Here is a 15,901-nt window from a genome sequence, read left to right as displayed (position 1 = left end):
TGTTCAATAAATTCGTTGGACATGTTCCGCCGATCGAGAGGGCCGACGATGACGACCGCCCCGCAGCTCGCCCCCGCCGACGCGCTCCCGCAGTCGCTGGTAGGGGCCCTGCTCACGCACGCGACGGCGGGCGGCGCGCCCTCGGTCGAGGTGTTCGCCCCGGCCACCGGCCGCAAGATCGCGGATCTGCCGCAGTCGTCGACCGCCGATATCGAGGAGGCGTTCGCGGCGGCCCGGCGCGCGCAGCGGCAGTGGGCCCGGGTGCCGGTCGCCGAGCGGGCCGCGGTGCTGCGCCGGTTCCACGACCTGGTGCTGGGCGAGCAGGACGCGATTCTCGACATCGTCCAGACCGAGACCGGTAAGTCGCGCGTGCACGCCTTCGACGAGGTCGGCGACGTGGCGGTCAACGCCCGCTACTACGCCGCGGCGGCGGAGAAGCTGCTGGCCCCGCGCAGCCCGCGCGGCGTCCTGCCCGTCCTGACGCGGGTGGAGGTGCGCAACCGGCCCAAGGGCGTGGTCGCGGTGATCTCGCCGTGGAACTACCCGCTGGCGCTGGCCGCCTCCGACGCGCTCCCGGCGCTGCTGGCGGGCAACGCCGTGGTCGCCCGCCCGGACAACCAGACCGCGCTCACCGCGCTGTGGGCCATCGATGCCGCCGAGCGCGCGGGCCTGCCGAAGGGGCTGTGGCAGGCCGTGCTCGGGCGTGGGTCGGTGATCGGCGGCGAGGTGATCGGCCGGGCCGATTTCGTCGACTACACCGGCTCCAGCGCGACCGGCCGCACCATCGCCCGCCAGGCGGGGGAGCGGCTGATCGGCTACTCGCTGGAACTGGGCGGGAAGAATCCGCTGCTGGTGCTCGCGGACGCGGACGTGCCGGCGGCGGCGAAGATCGCGGTGCGCGCGTGCTTCGCGTCGGCGGGCCAGCTGTGCGAATCGATCGAGCGAATCTACGTGCACGACAGCGTCTACGACCGGTTCGTCGCCGAATTCACCGAGAACACACGGAAATTGGCGCTCGGCTCGGCCCTGGACTACTCCTACGAGATCGGCTCGCTGACCTTCCGGCGCCAGATCGACACCGTGGCAGCGCATGTCGACGACGCCGTCGCGAAGGGCGCGACCGTGCTCGCGGGCGGGCGCGCCCGCCCCGACCTCGGCCCCTACTTCTACGAGCCGACCGTCCTCGCGGGCGTGCGCGCCGGGATGACGGTCCACCGCGAGGAGACGTTCGGCCCGGTGGTGTCGGTATACCGGGTGAGCAGCGACGACGAGGCGGTCGAGCAGGCCAACGACAGCGCCTACGGCCTGAATGCCAGTGTGTGGAGCCGGGATACGAACCGCGCGCGAGAGATCGCGGCGCGCATCGACGCCGGATCGGTGAACGTGAACGAGGGCTTCATCGCCGCCTGGGGCAGCGTCGCCGCGCCGTCGGGCGGGCTCGGCATCTCCGGCGGCGGGCGGCGGCACGGTCCCGAGGGGCTGCTGAAGTACGTCGACACCCAGACCATCGCGGTGCAGCGGGCGCTGCCGATCGCGCCGCTCCCGGGCATGTCCGAGGCGCTGTGGGCGAAGACGCTGACGCTGTACTTCGGCGTGATGAAGAGCCTGCGGCAGAAGTGAATCCGGCGGAGACGACAGGGGTTGTGATGGATATGGAGACGGTGTCCGGCCGGACGGTGCTGATCACCGGCGGCGCGAGGGGACTGGGCAGGACCTTCGCGGAGCGGGCCGTGGGCGAGCGGGCCGCCGACGTCGTGCTGTGGGACATCGACGGGGAGGCGCTGGAGAAGACGGCGGCCGAGCTGACCGCGGTGGGCGGCAGCCGGATCCACCACCACGTGGTCGACGTCTCGGATCCCGCGGCCATCGCGGAGGCCGCGGCGGCGGTGCGCCGGGAGGTCGGCGATATCGACGTCCTGGTCAACAACGCGGGCATCGTGCGCGGGAACGGGTACTTCTGGGAGACGAAGGATCCCGCCGACATCGAGAAGACCGTGGCGATCAATTCCCTGGCGCCCATGTACATCACGCGGGAATTCCTCCCGGCGATGGTGTCCCGCCGGAGCCCGGCGCGCGTGCTGAACATCGCCTCCTCGGCGGCCCTGGTGGCCAATCCGCGGATGAGCGTCTACGCCGGTTCCAAGTGGGCGGCGCTGGGCTGGTCGGATTCGGTGCGACTGGAACTCGAGCAGTCCGGCAACGACCACGTCAAGGTCACCTCGTTCTGCCCGACCTACATCGACACCGGAATGTTCGAGGGCGCCAAGGGTTTCTGGTTCACCCCGATCCTCGAGCAGGACACGGCGGTGGACACCGCCTGGTCGGCGATGAAGAAGGGCACGCCGCTGGTCGTGATTCCCTGGACCTCCCGCATGAACCGCGCCATCTCGGGCCTGCTCCCGCTGAAGGTCCGCGACTTCTACCTGAACACGGTCGGCGTCTATCACTCCATGGACGAGTTCACCGGTCGCAAGGGCTGACGAATCGCCCGCTCACCTGCGGCGTCGGAGGTTGCCCGCCCATCCGGAAGGAATATCTGTTCGAATGGCCGGGTGAACTATGGCATTTCGAAAGGAACCATGACTTCGACGACCTGGCGAGTAACGGGAATCGCCGGCGCCGTGCTGGCATCCCTGGCGGCGGTGACGATCCCGGCGGTGACCAGCGCGGCAGCGCCCGCGCCGTGCGCCCCCGAATCCCTGGCCCTGAGCACCCGCGAGCGGCCGTCCGACTCGGCGAGCCAGGGCACACTGGACGTCGTCCTGACCAACACCTCCGCGCAAGCCTGTGCGCTGCAGGGCTTTCCGGGCGTCGACCTGGTCGGCCCCGCGGACCCGACCTTCGGGCCCACCTACTCGCTGCCGCGCCAGGCCGCGGACCCCACGCCCCAGACGGTGGAGCCCGGCGCCGCGGTGAGCAGCCTGCTGACCTATCTGCCCGGCGGGCCGGACGGCTGGGTCCCGGCGACGGTCGTCGTCACCCCGCCGGACACCACCACCCAGCTTCAGGCGCCGTGGCCCGCGGGCGTGAGCGTCCAGCGCCAGGACGGCGCGACCCATCCGGGCACCTTCGTCGGACCCCTGGTTCCCGGCGCCTGATTGCCCTCCGCGACACCGCGCCGCGCCGACCGCCGGTCGGCGCGGCGCACTCGTGCGGCAACCCGGCAACAGCTGGCAACACTGCAACGCTTCCGCGAATCGTCCCGGCACAGGACCCTGTAAGCGGCCCCGCCGTCGGATCGATTTCGAGCCCCTGACTCTCCGGCGGCGGGTGCTTTCGAAGCCGAGCCGTTGCGAGGAGTCGACCATGACAGCGAAGTCGGAAGCCATCGGGTACGTGCGGCAGGATGTCTCGGGCGCGCGGCAGCAGTGGGACGAGATCCAGATGCGCAGTCTCGCCCGGCGTCTGGGCTACAACCTGCGCAAGACGATCGTCTTCGGCCCGAACACCCACGACCCGGTCGGCCGGTTACGCGACGTCGTCGGCCGGTTGGGCGTGGACGCCGTGATCGTCCCCGGCGTGGCGCATTTCGACGGGCTGCTACCCATCGACCTGCTCGGCGTCGTCGACCTGGTGACGGTGGCGCCGGAGGAGCGGTTCGCGCGGTGGAAGTCCGGCGAGCTGACCGTGGCCGACATCATCCAGGGGCAGGGGATCGACTGAGCGGTCAGGCGGGCCGGGTGCCGAGGACGACGGTCGCGTAGAGTTCGTCCGATTCGGCGACGGTCGGCGTGAGGCCGTGACGGGCAAAGACTTCCGTGGCCTCGGGGACCTGCTCGCGGCTCGACTCGACCAGCACGTGGCCGCCCGGGGCCAGCCAGTGCCGCGCCCCGGCGGCGACGCGGCGCACGATGTCGAGACCGTCGGCGCCGCCGTCGAGGGCCGCGCGGGGTTCGTGGTCGCGGGCCTCGGGCGGCAGGCGGGGGATCATCGCGGTGGGGACGTAGGGGGTGTTGGCGAGCAGAATGTCCACGCGCCCGGCCAGATCCGCGGGCAGCGGGCCGAACAGATCGCCCCGCAACACCCGAGCACCCAGCGCGTCGAGATTGCGCCGGGCGCACTCCACCGCGGCGGGGTCGATATCGCTCGCCGTCACCTCGACGCGCATGCCGTACTCCGCCAGTTCCGTCGCGGTCGCCAGGCCGAGCGCGCCGCATCCGCAGCACAGATCGACCAGCACCCGCGTAGTGCCCGGACCGCGACGGCCGAGGGCGACCGCCCGCTCGACGAGGAATCCGGTGCGCTGCCGGGGCACGAAGACGCCCGGCGCCACCGCCACGCGCAGACCACGGAACTCCGCCCAGCCCAGCAGCTGTTCCAGCGGAGTACCCGAGACCCGTTGCGCCACCATCGATTCCAGTTCGCCGGGAGACGAAGCCGTCGCCGTGAGCAGCGCGGCCTCGTCCTCGGCGAAGACACATCCCGCGCGGCGCAGCGCGGCGGTGACGGACTCGAAGTCGGGTGCGATCACCCGCTCATTGTCCGACGCCGGGTCAAGCGGTTATCGGGAGGACGGGAGCAGGAAGGTGCGGGTGGCGTCCAGGTAGATGCCGCGCTGCCCGGCCCGGCTCGGCGGCGGCAACTGCGAGACCAGCTGATCGGTCGAGGTCATCGCGCCCACAACGGGGAGGCCCGCGACCATGAAATCGGCGACCGCGCGGCGGATGTGGCTCGGCGAGGTCACCACGACCGCGCTGGTCGCGCCGGCGTCGCGCAGCATGCGGGTGCTGAACAGCGCGTTCTGCACCGTCGACCCGGCCCGGTCCTCGACCAGGACGCGGCTGGCCGGGATGCCGTGGCCGATCAGCCAGCCGGCCATGGCCACCGCCTCCGGCACGCCGTTCTGCGGGTTGCCGCCGGTGACGACGATCGGCGACATCGGCGCGGCGACGGCCTGGATCCAGGCCGCGGTCAGCCGGTCCACCAGTTCGGGCCGCAGTGAGCCGTCGGGCAGCAGGCCGTAGCCGAGCACCGCGATGCCGGTCTGCGGGCCGACCAGCGCGGGCAGCGGATTCGGCAGGGTGCCGACCGCGGCGCCGATGGCGCCGAGCAGGTTCCGGGTGCCCTGGGCCATGCCGCCGTCGATGGCGCCCAGGCGGTTCAGCGCGGTCTCGCGGGTGATCACATCGCCCACGTAGTCCGACCAGACGGCCTGCAGCGCGAGCGCCTGCGCGTCGTCGGGGGTGTCGTCGAGCAGCGCGTGCAGGTCGGCCAGCCCGGCCGGGTCGTTGCCGTTGGAGAAGTTGGCCTGAGCGGAGTTGTACAGCGGGGCGGGGCCGTCGGCTGCGGCGGCGGTGGTCCCGAGCGGGGCGGCGAGCACGAGGGCGGCCGACGCGGTCGTGACGACGTATCGGAATCGTCTGGCGATCTTCACTGCTGTCGACACCTTTCCGGAGGAGCGGGGTCACAAGTAGCTGGCAGTTGGCTCGTAAACGGTCGAGCCAACAATACGACCGTTATGAGTGCCCAGGGCGTATTTGGCGTTGTGACATTTCCATATGTAACGCGGTAGCGGGGTGGTAGCGATGGGCCGCGACACGGGGTCGATGCGCTGGCGGAACGCCTCGCGGGGCCGGGTGCCGGGCTTCCGGACGGGAGCGGCGCAGCGGGGGCGATGTCACTGACCGGCAGGTGTCCTCTTTCGGCCCCGGACGCCCGATCCGGCGGGCGGACCGCGGGATCCACAGCCGTCGGGCGGGGCGGCCAGCAACCTCGACAGGACACGCGGCGTGGCGGCGATCGGTGAGCGGGCCGTCGGGGTCGCGGATTGCCGTTAAGCTTCCGTCGCTCGAAGCCGGGCTGTGTGACCGGCGAACGTCGTTGCCGCGCAACCGCGTACGAGTGTCGATGCGTGATATCCGTCCGGCGAGAGGATTGGCGAGTGGTGGCCCGGTATCTCATGGCGGTGGTGGTGGGCGTGGTCGGTTCGGCGCTGAGCGTCTGCGCGCCCGCGTCCGCGGCGTCGATCACGCCGGGCACGTATCGGGTGTTCTGGGAGCCCCGCCCCAATCACGTCGTGCTCCCGCAGGCCGCCGTGACGCGGCCGTCGCGTGGCGGCGACGACACCGTCGACGTCCATCAGTGGGAGTTCGTGGCGGTCGACTACCGCCCCGCGGGGCCGGTGTTCCAGATGCGCAATGCGGCCAGCCGCCTGTGCCTCGTCCCGTCCCGCTCCCGCCCCGGCGTCGTCGCGGTCGAGCAGAACGCCTGTGGCGTCGGTGATTCCGGACTCTGGTACGTCGCCGAGACCGGCGGCCACTACCGCATCACCCTGGCCTCGAATCCCCGGACGGCCCTGTACGGCGCGGCGGTCGGGTCGTCCGAGCCGTCCGCGGCCGTGGGCCAGGTCGGAGACGAGCCCACCGCACGGTGGATCCTCGAGCCGCTGGAGAAGCGCTAGGGCACGCGGGACGGGGGCGGCGGGACCGTTAAGGTGGGAGTCCGTGGACACGACTTCGCTGACCGGCAAGGAGCTTGCCGCCGCCCTGAACGCCGAGACCAAGCAGCGCGCCGCCGCGCTCGCCGAGCAGGGGGGCGCGCCGCGACTGGTGCTGGTGGTGGCCAACGACGACCCGGCCAGCGGCTGGTATGTGGGGTCGTTGCAGCGTGCCGCTGGGCGGCTCGGAATCGACTGTGACACGGTCGATCTCGGGGCCGACGCCACCGCCGACGCGATCCGGGCCGAGCTGTCGAAGCTGAGCGCCGATCCGGGCGTGCACGCCGTCATGTTGCAGACGCCGTTGCCGGCCGGTGTCGGCCTCGACGACGTGAGCGGCGCGATCGCCGCGGAGAAGGACGTCGACGGCGTCAGCCCCCTGTCGCTGGGCCGCCTGGCCGCCGGGCTTCCCGGATTCCCCCCGGCGACCGCCGAGGCCGTCGTGGAACTGGCCCGCCGGCACGACATTCCGCTCGCCGGCCGGCATGTCGCGGTCGTCGGCCGGTCGAACGTGGTCGGTAAGCCGCTGGCGCACCTGCTGCTGGCCGAGAACGCCACCGTCACGGTCTGCCACTCCCGTACCACGGACCTGCCCGCCGTGACCTCGGCCGCGGACGTGGTCGTCGCCGCCGTGGGCCGCGCGGGCTTGATCACGGGCGACCACGTCCGCGAGGGCGCGGTCGTCATCGACGTGGGCACCAACGAAGGGCCCGACGGCGGCATCGTGGGGGACGTCGACGCAGCGTCGGTCACCGGCAAGGCCGCCGCCCTCAGCCCCGTGCCCGGCGGCGTGGGCCCGGTGACCACCGCCCTGCTCATGCGCCACGTCGTCCAGGCCACGGAGGCCGCCCGGGCCTAGGCGGGACCCACTCCGAGGAGACGACGATGGCCAAGTACCTGCTGCTCAAGCATTACCGCGGCGCACCCGCGGCGACCAACGACGTGCCGATGGACCGGTGGACCCCGGAGGAGGTCACGGCCCACCTGCAGTACATGCGGGATTTCGCCGCGCGACTCGAGACCACCGGTGAGTACGTCGACCACCAGGCGCTCTCCCCGCAGGGGACGTTCGTCCGCTCGGACGGCGAGGGCCGCCCGCCGGTCACCGACGGGCCGTTCGCGGAGACGAAGGATCTGATCGCCGGCTGGATGATGATCGACGTCGAGACCTACGAGCGCGCACTCGAACTGGCCGCCGAGCTGTCCGCGGCGCCCGGCGCGGGCGGCGAGCCGATCCAGGAGTGGCTCGAGCTGCGGCCGTTGTACGCCACGATGCCCACCGTGACCGAGTGAACGAGGCGCTGCTGCGGGAGCTGGTGCCTGCGGTGATCGGCGTGCTGGTCCGGCGCGGGGCCGATTTCGCGGCGGCCGAGGATGCCGTGCAGGAGGCGCTGATTCGCGCCCTGGAGATCTGGCCGGAGGATCCGCCGCGGGATCCGAAGGGCTGGCTGGTGGCGGCCGCCTGGCACAAGTTCCTCGACGCCGTCCGGGCCGAAAGTTCGCGGCGGGGAAGGGAACTCGCGGTGGACGCCGAGCCGCCGCCGGAGCCGGCGCCGGGTACCGACGACTCCCTGTGGCTCTACTTCCTGTGCGCGCACCCGTCGCTGTCGCCCGGTTCGGCCGTCGCGTTGACGCTGCGCGCGGTCGGCGGCCTGACGACGCGGCAGATCGCGACGGCCTACCTCGTGCCCGAGGCGACCATGGCGCAACGGATCAGCCGCGCCAAGCGGCGGCTCGCGGGACAGCCGCTCGATCGGCCGGGGGATCCGGCCACGGTGCTGCGCGTGCTCTATCTCGTCTTCAACGAGGGCTACGGCGGGGACGTCGATCTGGCGGCGGAGGCGATCCGCCTCACCCGCCAGCTGGCGAGCGCCACCGACGACCCGGAGGTCGCGGGCCTGCTGGCGCTCATGCTGCTGCACCATGCCCGCCGCGCGTCCCGCCTCGGCCCCGGCGGGCGGCTGATACCGCTCGCCGACCAGGACCGATCACGATGGGACACCGGTCTCATCGCCGAGGGCGTGACGGTTCTGCAAGCCGCCCTGGCCCGCGACCGGCTGGGCGAATACCAGGCGCAGGCCGCGATCGCCGCGCTGCACGCGGACGCCCCCACGGCCGCCGAGACCGACTGGGCCCAGATCGTGGAGTGGTACGACGAACTCCTGCGCCTCACGGACAGCCCGGTGGTCAGGCTCAACCGCGCGGTCGCGGTCGGCGAGGCCGAGGGTCCCGCGGCCGGGCTGGCGGAACTGAGCACCGTCGACTCCGGCCTGCCCCGGCACACCGCGGCCCGCGCCTACCTCCTCGAACGCGCCGGTGACCTCGCCCAGGCCGCCGACCTCTACACCGAGGCCGCCCACGCCGCCACCACCATCCCGGAACGCGACCACCTCACCCGCGAGGCCGCGCGGGTGAGGCAGCTACTCCACTGAGCCCGTTCCCGCCGAGGGTCCCGGCAGACGTGCCCACATCCTCGTTGGTCCCGGCATGCTTTTGGCCGGGATCACCAGTGCACTGTCACCGGATCACCGACGCTCACGTTGTTGTAGTACCACTGGGCGTCGTCCGGCGGCAGGTTGATGCAGCCGTGGCTGACATTCGAGTAGCCCTGCTGGTCGACCGACCATGGGGCCGAGTGCACGAAGACGCCACCCGAGGTCAGGCGCTCGGCGAACTCACCGGTGAGCAGGTAGCCCTCCGGATCGCTGAGCGGGATGCCGATGGTGCGAGAGTCGAAGGTGATGGTCCGGAACTTCTCCATGACCGGGAAGGTGCCGACCGGCGTCTCCCGTCCGGGTTTGCCCATCGACGCCGGAATCACCCGCGGCGCCTCACCGGGGACGTAGACGGTGAAGGTGTGCGCGGACATATCGGCGTCGGCCGTCGTGCCGCCCCCGGTGCTGAACTGCGTGCGGGCGGTGCCGGCCTTGACCGTCACGGTGGTATTCGCCGGTAGGAACCCGGTGGGATGCCACACGAGTTCGCTGTCGCCGTTCCAGGAGAACGACCCGGCCTGGGTGCCTACGGTGACCGAGCGCTCGACGCCGGCTCGGTCGGCGACCGGTGCGGCGAACCGGACGGTCACCGGATGCGCGATGCCGACGACCGCGCCGTCGGACGGTGTTATCGATTGCACGGGCGGGACGTGTGGCGTCACTGTCACCGCCGCCGCCGTGCCGGAAGAGATCGCGGCCAGCGCCACGATCACGAATGCCAGGAACAGATGTCTGGTCGTGTTCCGCATGGCTCCACCCCCTCAGGTGGTGTGATTCTGAGACGTTCATTTTAGAACTTCATGATCATGTAATCCTCCGGAAAGTGGTCGGTTCGTAATCAAAATGCGGCCTGTCGCAACGGCTCTGACTGCGGTCCGTCTGATATGGCCTTACCCGCTCAGCGAGGCGATAACCCGGCATAACGGACGGTCGGTGCGCGGTTCGCCGGGCTCGTCCGTAGCATCGGGGATCGTGTTGCCGGGCGAGCGGGAGACGAGTGCTGTGACGGAGGGCCCCGAATCCGGGCGGCGACGGCGGTTCGGCTGGCGGACTCCGGTGCGGCTCGCACTGCTGGCGGTGGCGGTGCTGCTGGGGGTGTACTCGGTGGTGGCGCAGGTGCTCGCCCTCGCGCCCGTCTCCTGGACCGGACCGCTGCTGCGGGTCGAATTCACGCAGTACACCGTGCTGGCCGTGGGCTGGGTTCGCGACTGGCTCGGCTCGTGGAATCTGGTGATCGGAGGCGCGGCGGTGATCGCCGCGCTACTGGCCGTCCGCCTGCGCCGGACCTGGCCGTCCGGGTCGATCACGGCCGTGACCGCCGCGGGGCTGGTGATGTGCGTGGTCACCAGTGTCGGGCTGGCCGTGTCGGCGCACGCCGCGACCGGCCGGTGGACGCTGTTCGCGCCCGTGCCGCTGGTCGCCGCCGGGAAGGCGCCGAACGAGACGATCACCTACGCGACACTCGACGACCGGCCGATGCGCGCCGACCTGTACCTCCCGGCCGACCGGTCGGTGACGGCGCCGCTGGTGGTGAGCATTCACGGCGGCGGATTCATCGCCGGCAGCAAGGGGCCGAACCCGTACCACCACTGGCTCGCCGAGCACGGTTACGCGGTGCTCGACGTGGACTACCGGCTCTCCGACGCGAACCACCTGCGCTGGAACACCGAGGACGCGGATGTCGCCTGCGCCATGACCTGGGCCGCCGCGCACGCCCAGAAGTACCGGTGGGATATGAACCGCGTCGCCACCTTCGGTGGATCGGCGGGCGGGAATCTCGCGGTGAACGTGGCGTACAAGGCGAACGCCGGCCGCTTGCAGCCCAGTTGCGGCACTGTCGCGGAGCTGCCGAGGGTGCGCGCGGTCGTCGCGGTCTACCCGGCCGTGGACCTGACGGCCTCGGAAGCGGATACCGCGGAGGGCGAGCAGTTCGCCGGCGCGTACCTCGGCGGCCCGGCCACCGAGTATCCGGACCGGTACGCCGCGACCGACTCCGCACCCCAGATCAACCCCGCGGCCCCGCCGACCCTGCTGTTCCAGGGCCGCGGCGACCATCTCGTCTTCGCCTCGCACACAGCGGCATTCGCCGATCGGCTGACCGCCGCGGGCATCGTCCATCGCTACGTCGAACTGCCGTATCTGGACCACGGATTCGACGCCGAAGTCCTGAATACGGGTGCACAGGTCGGCCGCGACATCACCCTCGACTGGCTGGACCGGCACGACAAGCCCTGACGGGGCACCGACAGAGGGCGGCGTCAGCGGGTGATGGCGGCGACGACGTCGTTGTGCAGCGCGTCGGCGCGGGCGATGACCTCCTCGACCGTGCGCAGCACGGGGGCGAACTCGGCCCCGTGCCCTTCGCTCAGCGAGGCGACGTTGATGGCGATGTTGAGCTGGGAACTGGCGGCCGCGGAACGGGCGGCGTCGGCCGCGGCGCCGATGTCGGTCACCACGTTCGGGTTGCCGATCGGCAGCAGATCGGTTGCCAGGGAGAGGATCTCGTCGGCCTCGGCCACGACGGCGGCCGGTACGCGCGCGGCCTGCAACAGCGCCGCGGTGATCGCCTCGCCGCGGGCGGCGGTCTCGTCGTCGGTCGATTTGGGCAGCTTGTAGGCCGCGCCGACGGCCGTGAACGCCGCGGCGTCGGCGTCGGCCAGCGCCAGCGCGCGCTCGCGGGCGGTGTCGGCCGCGGCGATGATGCGGTCGATCACCGGGCGGTGCTCGGCGTCCTTGGCGCGGGTGGTGTAGCGCGCGACCATCGCGACCAGCGCGGCGCCCTGCGCGGCGTGCAGGGCGGCCACCGCACCCCCGCCCGGCGCCGGGATCTTGGCGGCCAGATCGTCCAGATACCGCCCGACCGTCGCCTCCCCGAACGTCGTGGTCTGCGGCGACGACGTGGTGTCCTGAGACATGCTGCGGGGCCTCCCGATTCGAAGTGCGGCGTGCGGTTCGCCGACAACCGTACCGGTCGGCTGTCCGCGCCCGGCCGCAAGCCCACCTCTCGATGCCGGGGCCGGTGGGGGTGGGGGGTCGAGAGACTGAGTAGGTTCGGGTTCATGCGTATCGGACTGGGCATCAACTATGCGGGGGGCTTCAAAGAGGTGGCGGCGGAGGTCGCCGATCTGGAGCGGGCGGGGCTGGATATCGCCTTCGTGCCCGAGGCGTACTCTTACGACGCCGTGAGCGGGCTGGGCTACCTGGCCGCCAAGACCGAGCGCGTCCAGCTGGCCTCCGGCATCCTGCAGCTCTACACCCGCACACCCACGCTGACCGCGATGACCGCGGCGGGCCTGGACTACGTCTCCGACGGCCGCTACATCCTGGGCCTGGGCGCCTCCGGCCCGCAGGTGATCGAGGGCTTCCACGGCGTGCCCTACGACGCGCCGATCGGCCGCACCCGCGAGGTCGTGGAGATCTGCCGCAAGGTGTGGCGGCGCGAGCGCCTGGAATTCGAGGGGAAGTACTACACGGTCCCGCTGCCCGCCGGGCAGGGCACGGGCCTGGGCAAGCCGCTCAAGCTGATCAATCACCCCGTCCGCGAACGCATTCCGGTGCTGCTGGCCGCCCTGGGCCCGAAGAACGTCGAACTCGCCGCGGAGGTCGCCGAGGGCTGGCAGCCGATCTTCTTCCTGCCGGAGCAGGCCCACGACGTGTGGGGCGACGCGCTCGCGGCGGGCAAGGCCAAACGCGACCCCGCGCTGGGAGACCTCGACGTGTACGCCGGCCCGGCCCTGGCCATCGGCGACGACGTCGAGGGCCTGCGCGAATTCGTGAAGCCGCATCTGGCCCTGTACATCGGCGGTATGGGCGCCAAGGGCAAGAACTTCTACCACACGCTCGCCACCAAATACGGCTACGGCGCCGAGGCCGACCGCATCCAGGAGCTGTACCTCGCGGGGGAGAAGGAGGCCGCGGCCAAGACCGTGCCCGACGATCTGGTGCGCGACATCTCGCTGATCGGTTCGGCCGGATTCGTGAAGGAGCGCATCGCGGCGTTCCGGGAGGCCGGGGTCACCGTGCTGAACGTGGTGCCGATGGCGGCGACGCCGGCCGAGCGGGTCGCGCTGATCGAGCAGCTGCGCGAACTGGTCTGAGCCTCCGACACCCGGCCGGTCCGCCGCCGCTGCCTCTCGCGATCGCTATCCCCGCAAGCCGGACAGGGCCTCGTCCAGCGTGGGATGCATGGCGAACACCTGATCCAGGTTCGTCATCCTGAGCTGGCGGCCGGTGGCCGGGCCGTCGGCGACCACCGCGATGCGGGTCGCTTGCCCGGCCCGCTGGTGGGCGCCGACGAGGGCCGCCATACCGGCGGAGGCGAGGAAGGTCACCTGCGAGAGATCGATGATGAGGGCCGTGGGCTTGCCGCCCAGGGTCGCCTCGATCGCGCTCTCCAGCGCTGGTGCGGTCGCCAGGTCTACCTCACCGGCCACCGTGAGGACGGTCGCTTCGTCGTGCACCGAGACCGAGGTGGTCATCGCGTCGGCGAGGGGATTCGCGTCTCCGGAAGAATTGGTCACATCAAGACAATCTGCCATGAACCCGTCTCCCGTGCTGCATCGTCGTCGGATTGGTTGGCGTTTCGTAGTCCGCGCCGCGGCGAAAACCCCAGGTACACCGGCATTATTGGGATTGCCGGGTGGTCGCTGGCAGATTTGCGCCGGAGTGTCACCTCTGTGACGGACCCGCCTAGATCCGGCCCGCGGAGAACGAGACCGCGGGGAGTTTCGCGATCATCCGCACATGGGTGCCGACCCCCATGTGATCGATGATCAACTCGTCGGACAGCGCGCGCATCATCGCGATGCCGCGCCCGCGCGGACCCGGGTCCTCGGGCAGCGGGCGCCACTCACCGTTGTCGGCGACCTCGATGGTGACCCGGTCGACCGAACAGTCGGCGGTCAGCACCATATGTCCCGGGGACTCGCCGAGATAGGCGTGCTCGATGCTGTTGCTGCACGCCTCGTTGGCGGCGGCGACCAGATCGGCGGCCAGTTCCTGCGGCACCGCGGCGGCGGCCAGCCATGCGGCCAGGTCGCGCCGCACGCCGGCGAGCCGGTTGGCCGCGGCCGGGACCTCCAGCCGCAGCGGGCGCGGCGGCTGCCGGTATACGACCATGGCGACGTCGTCGTCGTAGCCCGCCGCCGGGCGCAGCCGCGTCAGCACCGAGTCGGCCACCTCGCGCGGCAACTGCCCGGCGGCCCCGGTCAACTCGTCGGCGAGTTCGTCGAAGCGCATATCGATATCGATGCCGCGCTGCTCGACCAGCCCGTCGGTGAACAGCACGAGCGTCGACCCCGGTGCGAGCGGCGTCGTGGCCTCGGGGCGGCGCGGGGGATCGAAGGTGGCCAGCGGCACCGCCCGCCCGCCCTCCAGCAGCCGTCCCTTCTCGCCCGGATCCGCCAGCACCGGCGGCATGTGCCCGGCGCTGGAGTAGCGGACCAGCCCGCGCTCGGAATCCAGGATCGCCGCGCACACGGTCGTGCACATCGCGCCCGGAATGCGGGCGGCGACGGCGTCCATTTCGGCCAGCAGCTGCGCCGGGCCCGCGCCGCGCAGCAGCAGAGCCCGTGCGGCCGTGCGCAATTGGCCCATCACCACGGCCGCCGACAGACCACGCCCGACGCAGTCGCCGACCACCACGCCGATGGCGCCGTCGCGCAGTTGCACCACGTCGTACCAGTCGCCGCCGATCTCGAGGGGCGGTAGCGCCGGTTCGTAGTGCACCGAGAAACGCGGTGGCAGTTCGATCGGGCCGAGCATCGCGCGCTGCAGCGTCAGCGAGGTCGAGCGCGCCGCGTCGAAGTTGCGGGCGCGCTGCACGGCCAGGCTGAGATGGCCGACCAGCAGCGAGAACAGTGCCCAATCGCCGGGGCTGATGGCGCGCGGCGCGGCGAAGCGCAGCCACAGCGCGGCGTCGCCGGTCTCGCCCAGCGGCGCGACGATCCCCTCGGAGGTGGAGGCGCCCTCGGGAATCGCGAACATCGTGCGGCCCGGCCGCAGCCGGGCCCGGTCCAGCAGGGCGCGGGCGCGGGCGTCGAGAACTTGGCGGGACACCGCGGCGTCGACCTCGTCCTCGGCGTCCGATTCGCTCGGCGACACCGGCCCGGACACATACAGGTCCGGACCGGTCTGGCGGTTCGGCCACATGGAGACCACGGCCGTCTCGGCGCCGATCGCGCGCCGCAGCTCCTCGAGCCCGACGGTGAGCACCTCGACCACGCTGGTGCCGCCCGCGACCGCGGTCGCCAGCCGCGAGACCGCCTGATCGCGGGCCTGGGCGTCGTGCTCGGCGGTGACGTCGCGGATGGTGCCGACGAAGATGCGCTCGTCGTCCTCGGGTTTGACCAGGGACGACGTACTGACCGCCAGCCACAGCCGCCGCCCGTCGCGGTGACACACCGGCATCACGAACCGCGCGGCCTCGGTCCCCAGGCCCGGATATTCCGAGCCGTCGTCGGCCGACCACGGATGCGGCAGCGCGTAGGGCACCCCGTCCGGTCCGTATCCGGTGAGCGCGCCGAAGGCGGAGTTGACCTCGGTGATGGTGCCGTGCGCGTCGGCGACGAAGAAGCCGTCCTGCAGCGATTCGACGAGCGCGGTGCGGAAGGCGTCGCGGCCCTCCAGATCCTCGGTGCGCAGCCGCTGCAGTTCGTAGCTGCGGTTGATGTCGAGAAACCCGCGGGTGGCGACGTCGAGCGCGGCGAGGGTCTGCAGCAGGAATTCCAGCGCCGCTTCCGCGCGGTAGCCGGTATCGGCGCCCGGCGCGGGATCGACGAGGCCCGCGCGGTCGATCAGCCGGAAGTGGTGCTCGGTGAGATCGAGGATGCTCACGCCCTCCACGAGGGCGCGCCGCCCGAGTTCGTAGCCCTCGGCGAGGGTGGTCTGATTCGGTGAATCCAGGTGCAGGCGAAGGGCATTCGCGTAGGCGTCGCGGAATGCCGCCAGCACTGCGCTCACGACCGGCCCT

At 71.6% G+C, this 15,901-nt stretch carries 16 protein-coding genes; 10 read left to right on the top strand and 6 right to left on the bottom strand.

Features of this window, described 5'->3' with window-relative positions; all coding sequences use genetic code 11:
* Nucleotides 1-48: 48 nt before the first annotated feature.
* The 4 genes from ON41_RS16610 to ON41_RS16595 all read left to right on the top strand — a co-directional run bounded on the left by ON41_RS16610 (nt 49) and on the right by ON41_RS16595 (nt 3,663).
* A complete protein-coding gene (locus tag ON41_RS16610) occupies nt 49-1,620 on the top strand; it encodes a succinic semialdehyde dehydrogenase (RefSeq protein ID WP_040748554.1) in 1,572 nt (523 codons plus the stop codon).
* A 26-nt stretch (nt 1,621-1,646) separates the two neighbouring features.
* The gene (locus ON41_RS16605) at nt 1,647-2,480 is read left to right on the top strand and encodes an SDR family NAD(P)-dependent oxidoreductase (RefSeq protein WP_040748553.1); all 834 of its coding nucleotides are present in this window, start codon (nt 1,647-1,649) and stop codon (nt 2,478-2,480) included.
* A gap of 99 nt (nt 2,481-2,579) precedes the next feature.
* Nucleotides 2,580-3,098, top strand: coding sequence for a DUF4232 domain-containing protein (locus ON41_RS16600; protein WP_051161664.1), 519 nt, complete (start codon nt 2,580-2,582; stop codon nt 3,096-3,098).
* A gap of 208 nt (nt 3,099-3,306) precedes the next feature.
* Nucleotides 3,307-3,663, top strand: coding sequence for a hypothetical protein (locus ON41_RS16595; RefSeq protein WP_040748552.1), 357 nt, complete (start codon nt 3,307-3,309; stop codon nt 3,661-3,663).
* 4 nt (nt 3,664-3,667) lie between these two features.
* Here ON41_RS16595 and ON41_RS16590 read toward each other — a convergent pair whose 3' ends face one another.
* A complete protein-coding gene (locus ON41_RS16590) occupies nt 3,668-4,471 on the bottom strand; it encodes a putative protein N(5)-glutamine methyltransferase (RefSeq protein ID WP_040748551.1) in 804 nt (267 codons plus the stop codon).
* 30 nt (nt 4,472-4,501) lie between these two features.
* Nucleotides 4,502-5,374 carry a YdcF family protein gene (locus ON41_RS16585; RefSeq protein ID WP_051161662.1) on the bottom strand — a complete coding sequence of 291 codons (873 nt, stop codon included), beginning with the start codon at nt 5,372-5,374 and terminating at the stop codon, nt 4,502-4,504.
* Between the two features lie 507 nt (nt 5,375-5,881).
* Here ON41_RS16585 and ON41_RS16580 point away from each other — a divergent pair.
* The 4 genes from ON41_RS16580 to ON41_RS16565 are packed head-to-tail and all read left to right on the top strand — an operon-like array spanning nt 5,882 to nt 8,868.
* A complete protein-coding gene (locus tag ON41_RS16580; protein ID WP_040748550.1) occupies nt 5,882-6,400 on the top strand; it encodes an RICIN domain-containing protein in 519 nt (172 codons plus the stop codon).
* 43 nt (nt 6,401-6,443) lie between these two features.
* Nucleotides 6,444-7,295, top strand: a complete 852-nt coding sequence (locus tag ON41_RS16575) for a bifunctional 5,10-methylenetetrahydrofolate dehydrogenase/5,10-methenyltetrahydrofolate cyclohydrolase (RefSeq protein WP_040748549.1) — start codon at nt 6,444-6,446, stop codon at nt 7,293-7,295.
* A 26-nt stretch (nt 7,296-7,321) separates the two neighbouring features.
* The gene (locus ON41_RS16570; RefSeq protein ID WP_040748548.1) at nt 7,322-7,729 is read left to right on the top strand and encodes a YciI family protein; all 408 of its coding nucleotides are present in this window, start codon (nt 7,322-7,324) and stop codon (nt 7,727-7,729) included.
* Nucleotides 7,726-8,868 (top strand): RNA polymerase sigma factor, encoded by a 1,143-nt coding sequence (locus tag ON41_RS16565; RefSeq protein ID WP_040748547.1) that lies wholly within the window; start codon nt 7,726-7,728, stop codon nt 8,866-8,868. Before ON41_RS16570 ends, ON41_RS16565 begins: the two co-directional genes overlap by 4 nt.
* Nucleotides 8,869-8,939: 71 nt before the next feature.
* Here ON41_RS16565 and ON41_RS16560 read toward each other — a convergent pair whose 3' ends face one another.
* Nucleotides 8,940-9,680, bottom strand: a complete 741-nt coding sequence (locus tag ON41_RS16560) for a L,D-transpeptidase (RefSeq protein WP_040748546.1) — start codon at nt 9,678-9,680, stop codon at nt 8,940-8,942.
* A gap of 253 nt (nt 9,681-9,933) precedes the next feature.
* Between ON41_RS16560 and ON41_RS16555 the strand changes: the two genes are divergently transcribed.
* Entirely contained in the window at nt 9,934-11,166 is a 1,233-nt protein-coding gene (locus tag ON41_RS16555) for an alpha/beta hydrolase (RefSeq protein ID WP_051161660.1), read from the top strand.
* Between the two features lie 23 nt (nt 11,167-11,189).
* Here ON41_RS16555 and ON41_RS16550 read toward each other — a convergent pair whose 3' ends face one another.
* Nucleotides 11,190-11,846 carry a cyclodeaminase/cyclohydrolase family protein gene (locus ON41_RS16550; protein ID WP_051161658.1) on the bottom strand — a complete coding sequence of 219 codons (657 nt, stop codon included), beginning with the start codon at nt 11,844-11,846 and terminating at the stop codon, nt 11,190-11,192.
* Nucleotides 11,847-11,990: 144 nt separating this feature from the next.
* On the opposite strand from ON41_RS16550, the gene ON41_RS16545 reads away from it, so the two are divergent.
* Nucleotides 11,991-13,028 carry an LLM class F420-dependent oxidoreductase gene (locus ON41_RS16545; protein ID WP_040748545.1) on the top strand — a complete coding sequence of 346 codons (1,038 nt, stop codon included), beginning with the start codon at nt 11,991-11,993 and terminating at the stop codon, nt 13,026-13,028.
* A 45-nt stretch (nt 13,029-13,073) separates the two neighbouring features.
* On the opposite strand, the gene ON41_RS16540 is transcribed toward ON41_RS16545, so the two are convergent.
* Together ON41_RS16540 and ON41_RS16535 are read right to left on the bottom strand one after the other, a co-directional pair.
* Nucleotides 13,074-13,409, bottom strand: a complete 336-nt coding sequence (locus tag ON41_RS16540; RefSeq protein ID WP_051161656.1) for an STAS domain-containing protein — start codon at nt 13,407-13,409, stop codon at nt 13,074-13,076.
* A gap of 211 nt (nt 13,410-13,620) precedes the next feature.
* Nucleotides 13,621-15,891 carry a SpoIIE family protein phosphatase gene (locus ON41_RS16535; RefSeq protein WP_040748543.1) on the bottom strand — a complete coding sequence of 757 codons (2,271 nt, stop codon included), beginning with the start codon at nt 15,889-15,891 and terminating at the stop codon, nt 13,621-13,623.
* Between the last annotated feature and the right edge of the window lie 10 nt (nt 15,892-15,901).

Origin of the sequence: Nocardia transvalensis NBRC 15921 (genome assembly GCF_000308875.1) — a bacterium.
Lineage (GTDB): Bacteria > Actinomycetota > Actinomycetes > Mycobacteriales > Mycobacteriaceae > Nocardia > Nocardia transvalensis.
This window is presented reverse-complemented; position numbering and strand designations above follow the sequence as displayed.

Bases quoted from the DNA above. Each gene is read 5' to 3' on its own strand.
- ON41_RS16610 (WP_040748554.1), top strand. From the start codon at position 49: ATGACGACCGCCCCGCAGCTCGCCCCCGCCGACGCGCTCCCGCAGTCG.
- ON41_RS16605 (WP_040748553.1), top strand. From the start codon at position 1,647: ATGGATATGGAGACGGTGTCCGGCCGGACGGTGCTGATCACCGGCGGC.
- ON41_RS16600 (WP_051161664.1), top strand. From the start codon at position 2,580: ATGACTTCGACGACCTGGCGAGTAACGGGAATCGCCGGCGCCGTGCTG.
- ON41_RS16595 (WP_040748552.1), top strand. From the start codon at position 3,307: ATGACAGCGAAGTCGGAAGCCATCGGGTACGTGCGGCAGGATGTCTCG.
- ON41_RS16570 (WP_040748548.1), top strand. From the start codon at position 7,322: ATGGCCAAGTACCTGCTGCTCAAGCATTACCGCGGCGCACCCGCGGCG.
- ON41_RS16560 (WP_040748546.1), bottom strand. From the start codon at position 9,680: ATGCGGAACACGACCAGACATCTGTTCCTGGCATTCGTGATCGTGGCG.
- ON41_RS16550 (WP_051161658.1), bottom strand. From the start codon at position 11,846: ATGTCTCAGGACACCACGTCGTCGCCGCAGACCACGACGTTCGGGGAG.
- ON41_RS16545 (WP_040748545.1), top strand. From the start codon at position 11,991: ATGCGTATCGGACTGGGCATCAACTATGCGGGGGGCTTCAAAGAGGTG.
- ON41_RS16540 (WP_051161656.1), bottom strand. From the start codon at position 13,409: ATGACCACCTCGGTCTCGGTGCACGACGAAGCGACCGTCCTCACGGTG.